This is a genomic window from Variovorax sp. 20P10.2.4, from assembly GCF_058244205.1.
On sequence record NZ_JBZAYE010000275.1, the window covers coordinates 1 to 9,248 of the forward strand.

Consider the following 9,248-nt stretch of genomic DNA (forward strand, 5'->3'; position numbering starts at 1 on the left):
CGGTGAGCATCGGGTAGAAGGCATGGTCCTGCGGCGCCACCGCGATGCGCGTGGGCGCCTGCGCGCGCACCTGCGCGAGCGGCACGCCATCGATGCGGATCTGGCCCGACTGCACCGCGAGCGCGCCCGACAGGTGCGAGATCAGCGTGGTCTTGCCCGCGCCGTTGGGCCCGAGCAGGCCGAGCACGCAGCCGCGCGGCACGGTGAGCGACACGGCGTCGAGCGCGTTCGCCTGGGCGTGCGGGTAGCGGTGGCTCAGCCCCTGCAGTTCGAGCATCAGGACACGGCGGCCTTGAGGTCGCGGAAGAAGCTTTGCTCGCGCTGCGCCTGCTCGCGCAGCAGCGCCGCGAGCTTCGCCGGATCGACCGCCTCGCGCCCCTTGACCATGCGCGCCGCCTTGAGCGCGAAGGCGCGCCAGTCGTCGCCGATGGCCGTGAGGCGGTCGGACATCTGCAGCAGCTGCGGCTTGCCGAGCAGCGCGGCCGCCTCCTGCAGGAAGGCCGCGTAGATGAAGCGGAAGCCGGCGCCGCCGGTGCCGATCTCCTCCTGCATGCGCACCAGGTGGCCGATGAAGGCCACGGTGCGCGGATCGGCGGGCGCGAGCTTCGCGATGCGGCCGGCCAGGGTGCGCATGCCGCGCACGCCGACGATGGGCACCGGCGCGAGCATGTTGCGCACCGTCTTCAGGATCGCCTTGCGCACCGCGCCCGCGTCGACCGCCTTGCGCTCGATCGCCTGCGGGTAGTACATGAGCCCCTTGGGCGCGAGCACGCCCTTGGCGAAGCGCGCGCGCGCCAGGTCGGCGCTGGCGCAGCGCACCGGCTCCTCGAACACCGGGTCGCTGATCAGGTAGTCGTCGCCCTCCTTGCCGTAGACCAGCAGGTTGTGCGCATTGAAGTGGAAGCGCATGTTGGGCGGGAAGTAAGGCAGCCAGTAGACCGAGGTCTGCAGACCCACGAGGTGGCCGTCGGCGAGCAGCGCGTCGAGCCGACGCTGGCCGTCCTCGGGGTTTCTGAAGGTCTCGAAGCGGAAGCGCGCGGCCATCGGCGCGAGCAGGCCCTTGATCATCGCGCGCGGCGGCATGCGGTAGGAGATCAGCGGCAGGCCCGAGAGCTTGATGAACGGCAGGTAGGCGAACGACAGGCCCGAGGACAGGCCCAGCGCCATGCTCTCGGTCATCGCGGGCACGCCGTGGTGGCGCATCAGGCTCGAGATCACGCCGCTCTCGCAGTGGGCGGCCTGGCTGTGGCGAAAGCCGGCTTCGGCGACCGGTGCGGCGATGGCATTCATGGCAGTTCCTTGAGCGCGGCGACGGACAGGCCCAGCGCCTGCGCATAGCGCGCGAGCTGGTCCCCGGAGAGCGCCGCGAAGTGCCGCGGCTGCAGGTGGCGCCGCACGCGCCATTGCCAGAAGCCGCTGGTCTGCGACAGCAGCGCGACATCCATGCGGCGGTCGTACATCCAGTATTCGAGCGGCGAGGCCAGGCCCTGCGCCACGCGCTCGCGCGCGGCCGCGGCCTGCGCCACCAGCGTGTCGACCGCGTGGGTGGTGACGATCTCCTCGGCCTCCCAGCCGCGCGAAGTGGTCGTGACCACGCGGCCCTGCGCATCGCGCGCGTACATCAGCTTGGCATGGCCCGCGAGCGTGGCGTTGCCTTCCTGGGGAACTGCGTCGAGGTCCATGTCAGCGTCTCTCCTTCGGCATCGGCTTCGTGTCAGACGGCCTCGAGGTAGATGAAACCGCTCGAGAAGCGGCCGCTCTCGGGCACGAACATCAGCAGCTTGTGGCCGGGCCGGATGCGGCCCGAGCGGAACAGCTCGTCGAGCATGATGTAGGGCGAGGCGGAACCGGTGTTGCCCTTGCGCACCAGGTTGCTGAACCAGCGCTCGCGCGGAATCGCGAAGCCCATCTGCTCGAGGCAGCGCGCCACCGGTTCCACGAAATAGCTCGACGACAGGTGCGGCAGGAACCAGTCGACGTCATCGGGCCGCAGGCCGCGCTTCTCGACGATGGCGGCGAGCGGCTCGCCGAGCGTGGCGCGCACGATGTTCTCGTTGAGCAGCCGCACGTCCTGCTTGATCGCGAAGGTGGAGTCCCGGTGCCAGTCGCGCGGCGCGGTGCGGGCCCAGCCGGTGAGGCTGCCGTCGGCGTTGCGGTCGGCGCCGGCATACATGCACACCGGCAGCTCGTGCGCGGCCGAGGAGAGATCGATCCATTCGACCTTGAGCGACAGCGGGCCGCGCGGTGCGCGCTCCAGCAGCACGGCGCCCGCGCCATCGGACAGCATCCAGCGCAGGAAGTCCTTCTCGAACGCGATCTCGGGATTCGTCTCGAGCAGGTCGATGCGGTGCTCGATCTCGGCCTCGAAGCGCGAGCCGCGCATCAGCGGCGAGGCCAGCTCCGAGCCGGTGGCCACGGCGCGCTCGGCATCGCCCGCGCGCACCGAGAGCCAGGCGTGCTTGAGGGCGGTGGCGCCGGCCAGGCAGATGCCCGCGCAGGCCACCACCTCGAGCCGCGGCCAGCCGAGCTCGCCGTGCACCATCACCGCGTGGTTGGGCATCAGCTGGTCGGGCATCGAGGTGCCGGTGACGAGGCAGTCGATGCGCCCCAGTTCCTCGGGCGTGCCCAGGTCGCGGATCGCCGCGGCGGTGAGCTCGGCATTGCTCATGGCCTGCAGCCCGGTCGCGCGGTCGATCGCGTAGTGGCGCGACTGGATGCCGTTGCTGCGCAGGATCAGGCGTCGCGCACGCGACACCCGATCGCCGACGCGGCCCAGGACTTCTTCGATGTCTTCGTTGCTGACCGGAGCAAAAGGCAGGAAGGCGGCGGTACGGGTCAGGAAGACATCAGTCGTCATAGAGATGGGAACGGTCCGTGGCCGAGCCGGAGGGCCACTCGAAATGGGCGGTCATTCTAGTCAGCCACCCTCGCAGCAGAGGGCGCAGCAGCGCCTGCAGCGTGAGGCTCACCGGGACCACGGTGACGATCAGCGCGAGCAGGAACAGCACGTACAGCACCAGCAGCGGCTTGCGCTGCCAGGCCCCGGGACCGCCGGCGGCCATCAGCAGCTTGCCCCAGAGGAAGAAGCTGCGCGTGCCGGCCTTCTCGCTGACCAGCAGCCGCGCATTGGCGTTGACCGCGCCCAGGCCCGCGAGCAGCGGCGCGGTGCCGCGCTCGAGCCCCTGGTGCAGCGCATCGCGCAGCGCGCGGCCGAAGCGCACGGTGCGCGCGATCTGGCCCGGCTCGAGGCCCGCATCGGGCATGCCCCAGAAGCCGCGCTTGCGGCCCCAGACCAGCCAGGCCGGGGTGGTGAAGAAAGTGGCGAGCGTGGGGCCCGGATCGGTCAGCACCACATTGTCGATCAGCCGCGCATCGATGGCGGCCAGCAGGCCCTTGAGCTTCTCGTGCGCGAGGTGCCACATGTTGCGGCAGGCGATCACGGTGACCACGGGCTTGCCCTGGAGCAGGCGCGCCGCCACCGGGTGCCTGAGGAAGGCCGTGATCGGCTGCGAGGGCGCGAGGAACCACACCTGGTAGGGCAGGATCACGAGGTCGAAGTCCTCCTCGCCCGTGAGCGCCAGCGGCTGCAGCGCGGGCGGCTTCATGTGCGCGGTCTCGGGGAAGGCGTCGAAGAAGCGGATGAAGCCCCAGGGGAACGGAAAGGGCCGCACCGGCCGCAGCGTCTCCACGTGCACCGCGATCGCCGGGTCGTCGCGCAGCGGCGCCACGATCCGCTCGGCGACGCTGCCGAGCTGGCCGGTCTGCGAATAGTGGATCACGAGCACGCGCTTGGCGATGGGCGGCGCGACGGCCTCGGAAGGGCTGGACAAGCTGGAATTCACGGGTGGGCGGTTCGAAGGGCCGTCGAATGTACGCGATGCCCCGGCATCGCGCATCTGCCATAGGTCATGCATCGAAAGGATGCGGCCCACCGACGACGCGCGGCGTACGAGGACTCGTAGGCCCCGGGGCCGCATGCCTGGCGCGCATGCAAAAAGGGACCGCGCCTCGCGGCACGGCCCCTTCCGGTAAGGTTCGGGCAGGGTTCGGGCGATCGTCCCGATCAGCGAACCTTGCCTTCCTTCCAGGCCGTCAGCAGCTTGTTGTAGTCGATGGTCTCGCCCTTGGGCTTCTCGTTGGCCAGCTTCTTCCACGGCGCGTGGTCGTCGCTCAGGTACTTGGCCGGGTCGCCCTTGGGATTGAGCTTGGGCGCGCACTTGGCCATGCCGGCGCGCTCGAGGCGGGCCATCACGTTGTCCATCTCGTCGGCCAGGTTGTCCATCGCCTTCTGCGGGGTCTTCTCGCCCGTCACGGCCTCGGCCACGTTCTTCCACCACAGCTGCGCGAGCTTCGGATAGTCGGGCACGTTGGTGCCGGTCGGGGTCCAGGCCACGCGCGCCGGGCTGCGGTAGAACTCGATCAGGCCGCCGTACTTGTTGGCGTTCTGCGTGAAGTAGTCCGAACGGATGTCGCTGTCGCGGATGAAGGTCAGGCCGGTGATCGACTTCTTCAGCGAGGTGGTCTTCGCGGTGATGAACTGCGCGTAGAGCCAGGCCGCGGCCGTCTTGTTGGCGTCGTGGCCCTTGAAGAAGGTCCACGAGCCCACGTCCTGGTAGCCGTTCTGCATGCCCTGCTTCCAGTACGGGCCGTTCGGGCCGGGGGCCATGCGCCACTTGGGCGAGCCATCCTCGTTGACGACCGGCAGGCCCTTCTTGGTCATGTCGGCGGTGAAGGCCGTGTACCAGAAGATCTGCTGCGCGATCTGGCCCTGCGCCGGCACCGGACCGGATTCGCCGAAGGTCATGCCCATGGCTTCCTTGGGCGCGTACTTCTTCATCCAGTCGATGTACTTGGTGAGCGCGTAGACCGCGGCCGGCGAATTGGTGGCACCACCGCGCGACACGGAGGCACCGGTCGGCGTGCACTTGTCGGCCGCCACGCGGATGCCCCATTCGTCGATCGGCATGCCGTTCGGGATGCCCTTGTCGGCCGCGCCGGCCATCGACAGCCAGGCATCGGTGAAGCGCCAGCCCAGCGACGGGTCCTTCTTGCCGTAGTCCATGTGGCCATAGATCGGCTTGCCGTCGATGGTCTTCACGTCGGTGCTGAAGAACTCGGCGATGTCTTCATAAGCGCTCCAGTTCAGCGGCACGCCCAGGTCGTAGCCGTACTTGGCCTTGAACTTGTCCTGCAGGTCCTTGCGCGCGAACAGGTCGGCGCGGAACCAGTAGAGGTTGGCGAACTGCTGGTCGGGCAGTTGGTAGAGCTGGCCGTCGGGCGCGGTCGTGAAGCTGGTGCCGATGAAGTCCTTGAGGTCGAGGCCGGGGTTGGTGAACTCCTTGCCCGCGCCGCCCATGTACTCGGTCAGCGACATGATCTTGCCGTAGCGGTAGTGGGTGCCGATCAGGTCAGAGTCGGAGACCCAGCCGTCGTAGATCGACTTGCCCGACTGCATCGAGGTCTGCAGCTTCTCGACCACGTCGCCTTCCTGGATCAGGTCGTGCTTGACCTTGATGCCGGTGATCTCCTCGAAGGCCTTGGCCAGCGTCTTCGATTCGTATTCATGGGTGGTCAGCGTTTCGGAAACGACCGACACCTCCTTCACGCCCTTGGCCTGCAGCTTCTTCGCGGCCTCGATGAACCACTTCATTTCCTCCATCTGCTTGTCCTTGGACAAGGTCGAAGGCTGGAACTCGCTGTCGATCCATTTCTTGGCTTCGGCCTCCCCGGCCGACGCACCGTGCGCGGCGAACATCGCAGCCGCCAACGCCAACGCTGTGTAGCGCATCTTCATGAACGTGTCTCCTCGGTTGATTGCTTCCCCGGCTTTGTCGATCGCGGCTCCGGGGAGGCGGAGAGCCGGATTCGTTGTGGAAAGAAGAAGGCGCGCCGCGTTCAGCCCTTGCGCAGGATCAGCGCGAGCAGCGCCATCGACAGCACGAAGCTGATCCAGACCGAGGGCTCGGCCTCGAGGCTGAACCAGGCCTGGAACTTGTCGGCCAGGCCGACGAAGGCCAGGTTCACGTAGGCCGCCGACAGCAGCCCGATGAACAGCCGGTCGCCGCGCGTGGTGGCGATCGGCAGCCAGCCGCGGCGCAGCGTGGTCGGCGACTTGAGCTCCCACACCGTCATGCCGGCCAGCATGAGCACGATGCAGATGAAGAAAACGGCCACCGGGGTGGTCCAGACCATCCAGTCGAACATCTCTGTTGTCTCCTCAGACGCGGCCCATCGCGAAACCCTTCGCGATGTAGTGGCGCACGAACCAGATCACGATCGCGCCCGGCACGATGGTCAGCACCCCGGCCGCCGCCAGGGTCGCCCAGTCCATGCCCGAGGCGCTCACGGTGCGCGTCATCGTCGCCACGATCGGCTTGGCGTTCACGCTCGTGAGCGTGCGCGCCAGCAGCAGCTCGACCCAGCTGAACATGAAGCAGAAGAAGGCCGCCACGCCCACGCCGGCCTTGATCAGCGGCAGGAAGATGGTGAGGAAGAAGCGCGGGAACGAGTAGCCGTCGATGTAGGCGGTCTCGTCGATCTCGCGCGGGATGCCGCTCATGAAGCCTTCGAGGATCCAGACCGCGAGCGGCACGTTGAACAGCAGGTGCGCGAGCGCCACGCCCAGGTGCGTGTCCATCAGGCCGACCGTGCTGTAGAGCTGGAAGAAGGGCAGCAGGAACACCGCGGGCGGCGTCATGCGGTTCGTCAGCAGCCAGAAGAACACGTGCTTGTCGCCGAGGAACGAGTAGCGCGAGAAGGCATAGGCCGCCGGCAGCGCCACGGTCAGCGAGATCACGGTGTTGATCGCCACGTAGATCAGGCTGTTGATGTAGCCCGAGTACCAGGACTCGTCGGTGAAGATGCGCGCGTAGTTGGCCCAGGTGAGCTGCTGCGGGAAGAACGAAAAGCTCGAGAGGATCTCCTCGTTCGTCTTGAAGCTCATGTTGATCATCCAGTAGATGGGCAACAGCGCGAACAGGATGTACAGCACCAAAAAGATGCTGCGCTTGTGGAACCGCTTGTCGTTCATTGTTCTTTCTCCACCTCTTGCGTACCCACCCGCTGCATCCAGTTGTAGAGCACGAAGCACAGCAGCAGGATGATGAGGAAATAGATCAGCGAGAACGCCGCCGCCGGCCCCAGGTCGAACTGGCCCACGGCCTTCTGCGTGAGGTACTGGCTCAGGAAGGTGGTGGCATTGCCGGGCCCGCCGCCCGTCAGCACGAAGGGCTCGGTGTAGATCATGAAGCTGTCCATGAAGCGCAGCAGCACCGCGATCATCAGCACGCCGCGCATCTTGGGCAGCTGGATGTAGCGGAACACCGCGAACTTGCTGGCACCGTCGATGCGCGCGGCCTGGTAGTAGGCATCGGGGATCGAGCGCAGGCCGGCATAGCACAGCAGCGCCACCAGCGGCGTCCAGTGCCAGACGTCCATCACCAGCACCGTGAGCCAGGCGTCGGTGGCGCTGCCGGTGTAGTTGTAGTCCACGCCGAGCTTCTGCAGCGCGTGGCCCAGCAGGCCGATGTCGGCGCGGCCGTAGATCTGCCAGATGGTGCCGACCACGTTCCAGGGAATCAGCAGCGAGAGCGCCACCACCACCAGCACGGCCGAGGACTTCCAGCCTTTGGCCGGCATCGACAGAGCCAGCGCGATGCCCAGCGGGATCTCGACCAGCAGCACCGCGAGCGAGAAGCCGAGCTGGCGCCACAGCGCCTGGTGCAGCTCGTCGTCGCGCATCACGGCGGCGAACCATTCGGTGCCGACGAAGACGCGGCGCTCGGGCGAGATGATGTCCTGCACCGAGTAGTTCACCACCGTCATCAGCGGCACGATGGCCGAGAAGGCGACGCAGATCAGCACCGGCAGCACGAGCCACCAGGCCTTCTGGTTGATCGGTTTGTTGGTGGCGTTCATGCGACCAGCTCCTCGTCCTTGTAGTAGCAGGTGTGCGCGTCCAGCACGCGCAGCCACACGGTGTCGCCCACCGCGGGCGGCTGCTCGTCGGGATGCAGGCGCACCTTGAGCGGGCTGCCGTCGCCGCCCTCGGTACGGGCGCTCACCATCGTGTAGGTGCCCACGTCCTGCACCTGCGCCACCGTCGCGGGCACGGCGCCGCCGGCGCCGGCCGGGGCCAGCCGCAGGTACTCGGGGCGGATGCCGATCTTGAGTTCGCCCGCCGGCAGTTCGCGCGTGGGCACCAGCGGCGTGCCCGCCACCTCGATGGTGCCGTTGGCGCTGCGGGCCGCGAGGAAGTTCATGCCCGGCGAGCCGATGAAGTGGCCGACGAAGGTGTGGGCCGGGCGTTCGAACAGCGCGTCGGCGCTGCCCACCTGCACCGCCTTGCCGCGCGTCATCACCACCACCTCCTCGGCGAAGGTCAGCGCCTCCACCTGGTCGTGCGTGACGTAGATCAGCGTGAGCTTGAGCTCGCGGTGGATCTGCTTGAGCTTGCGCCGCAGCTGCCACTTGAGGTGCGGGTCGATCACGGTCAGCGGCTCGTCGAACAGCACCGCCGAGACGTCGCTGCGCACCAGGCCGCGGCCCAGCGAGATCTTCTGCTTGGCATCGGCCGCGAGGCCCGCGGCGCGCTGGTTGAGCTGGCCGCTCATGTCGAGCATCTCGGCGATCTCGCCGACGCGTTTCTTGATCTGGTCGGCCGGCATCTTGCGGTTGCGCAGCGGGAACGCGAGGTTCTCGGCCACGGTCATCGTGTCGTAGATCACCGGGAACTGGAACACCTGCGCGATGTTGCGCTCCTGCGGCGTGGCCTGCGTCACGTCGCGGCCGTCGAACTTGACCGTGCCCTGCGAAGGCACGAGCAGGCCCGAGACGATGTTGAGCATGGTGGTCTTGCCGCAGCCCGAGGGGCCGAGCAAGGCATAGGCGCCGCCGTCGCGAAAGCTCATCTTGAGCGGCAGCAGCGCATAGTCGCTGTCCTGCGTCGGGTTCGGCCGGTAGGCGTGGGCCAGGTCGAGGTCGATGCGGGCCATCTCAGTTTCCTTTGCGCCATGCCGGCGCGCGCGCCAGCTTCTCGCCGGCATCGAACACATAGGCCCGCGCCGCGCTGAAGTACAGCGTGATCGAGGCCCCCAGCTCGAAGCGGTGCACGCCGGTGAGCTGCGCCACCAGTTCGCCGACCGCGGTCTCCACGTGCACGAAGGTGTCGGAGCCCGAGATCTCCGCCAGCTCCACGGTGCCGGGCAGCGCGATGTCGCCCTCGCCCGCTTCCACGTCGAGCGCGCTCG

General features: G+C 67.8%; 11 protein-coding genes. All 11 read right to left on the reverse strand.

Features of this window, described 5'->3' with window-relative positions:
- Window positions 1-277: ATP-binding cassette domain-containing protein (locus AC27VN_RS23090; protein ID WP_490878023.1), on the reverse strand; the 277-nt coding region annotated here is incomplete at its 3' end.
- Window positions 277-1,290, reverse strand: a complete 1,014-nt coding sequence (gene darH / locus AC27VN_RS23095) for a BtrH-related acyltransferase DarH (RefSeq protein WP_490878024.1) — start codon at window positions 1,288-1,290, stop codon at window positions 277-279. The genes AC27VN_RS23090 and darH, both read right to left, overlap by 1 nt.
- Window positions 1,287-1,682, reverse strand: coding sequence for a DarG family dialkylresorcinol biosynthesis protein (locus AC27VN_RS23100; RefSeq protein WP_490878025.1), 396 nt, complete (start codon window positions 1,680-1,682; stop codon window positions 1,287-1,289). Before AC27VN_RS23100 ends, darH begins: the two co-directional genes overlap by 4 nt.
- A gap of 32 nt (window positions 1,683-1,714) precedes the next feature.
- A complete protein-coding gene (locus AC27VN_RS23105; protein WP_490878026.1) occupies window positions 1,715-2,857 on the reverse strand; it encodes a beta-ketoacyl-ACP synthase III in 1,143 nt (380 codons plus the stop codon).
- Window positions 2,847-3,830 carry a dialkylresorcinol condensing enzyme gene (locus tag AC27VN_RS23110; protein WP_490878027.1) on the reverse strand — a complete coding sequence of 328 codons (984 nt, stop codon included), beginning with the start codon at window positions 3,828-3,830 and terminating at the stop codon, window positions 2,847-2,849. The genes AC27VN_RS23105 and AC27VN_RS23110 overlap by 11 nt, the downstream gene beginning before the upstream one ends.
- Before the next feature lie 233 nt (window positions 3,831-4,063).
- Window positions 4,064-5,794, reverse strand: a complete 1,731-nt coding sequence (locus tag AC27VN_RS23115) for an ABC transporter substrate-binding protein (RefSeq protein WP_093354765.1) — start codon at window positions 5,792-5,794, stop codon at window positions 4,064-4,066.
- Between the two features lie 101 nt (window positions 5,795-5,895).
- Window positions 5,896-6,204 carry a DUF2160 domain-containing protein gene (locus AC27VN_RS23120; RefSeq protein WP_093354762.1) on the reverse strand — a complete coding sequence of 103 codons (309 nt, stop codon included), beginning with the start codon at window positions 6,202-6,204 and terminating at the stop codon, window positions 5,896-5,898.
- 13 nt (window positions 6,205-6,217) lie between these two features.
- Entirely contained in the window at window positions 6,218-7,030 is an 813-nt protein-coding gene (locus tag AC27VN_RS23125; protein ID WP_296777404.1) for a carbohydrate ABC transporter permease, read from the reverse strand.
- On the reverse strand, window positions 7,027-7,917 hold the full coding sequence (locus AC27VN_RS23130) for a carbohydrate ABC transporter permease (RefSeq protein WP_203201731.1): 891 nt from the start codon (window positions 7,915-7,917) through the stop codon (window positions 7,027-7,029). The genes AC27VN_RS23125 and AC27VN_RS23130 overlap by 4 nt, the downstream gene beginning before the upstream one ends.
- Window positions 7,914-8,993 carry an ABC transporter ATP-binding protein gene (locus AC27VN_RS23135; RefSeq protein WP_490878028.1) on the reverse strand — a complete coding sequence of 360 codons (1,080 nt, stop codon included), beginning with the start codon at window positions 8,991-8,993 and terminating at the stop codon, window positions 7,914-7,916. The genes AC27VN_RS23130 and AC27VN_RS23135 overlap by 4 nt, the downstream gene beginning before the upstream one ends.
- A 1-nt stretch (window position 8,994) precedes the next feature.
- Window positions 8,995-9,248, reverse strand: a 254-nt coding sequence (locus AC27VN_RS23140; protein WP_490878029.1) for a TOBE domain-containing protein, incomplete at its 5' end; no start/stop codon positions are given.

Excerpts from the sequence above, each read along its gene's own strand:
- AC27VN_RS23100 (WP_490878025.1), bottom strand. The coding sequence starts at position 1,682 with ATGGACCTCGACGCAGTTCCCCAGGAAGGCAACGCCACGCTCGCGGGC.
- AC27VN_RS23130 (WP_203201731.1), bottom strand. The coding sequence starts at position 7,917 with ATGAACGCCACCAACAAACCGATCAACCAGAAGGCCTGGTGGCTCGTG.
- AC27VN_RS23120 (WP_093354762.1), bottom strand. The coding sequence starts at position 6,204 with ATGTTCGACTGGATGGTCTGGACCACCCCGGTGGCCGTTTTCTTCATC.
- AC27VN_RS23125 (WP_296777404.1), bottom strand. The coding sequence starts at position 7,030 with ATGAACGACAAGCGGTTCCACAAGCGCAGCATCTTTTTGGTGCTGTAC.
- AC27VN_RS23115 (WP_093354765.1), bottom strand. The coding sequence starts at position 5,794 with ATGAAGATGCGCTACACAGCGTTGGCGTTGGCGGCTGCGATGTTCGCC.
- AC27VN_RS23105 (WP_490878026.1), bottom strand. The coding sequence starts at position 2,857 with ATGACGACTGATGTCTTCCTGACCCGTACCGCCGCCTTCCTGCCTTTT.
- AC27VN_RS23135 (WP_490878028.1), bottom strand. The coding sequence starts at position 8,993 with ATGGCCCGCATCGACCTCGACCTGGCCCACGCCTACCGGCCGAACCCG.
- darH (WP_490878024.1), bottom strand. The coding sequence starts at position 1,290 with ATGAATGCCATCGCCGCACCGGTCGCCGAAGCCGGCTTTCGCCACAGC.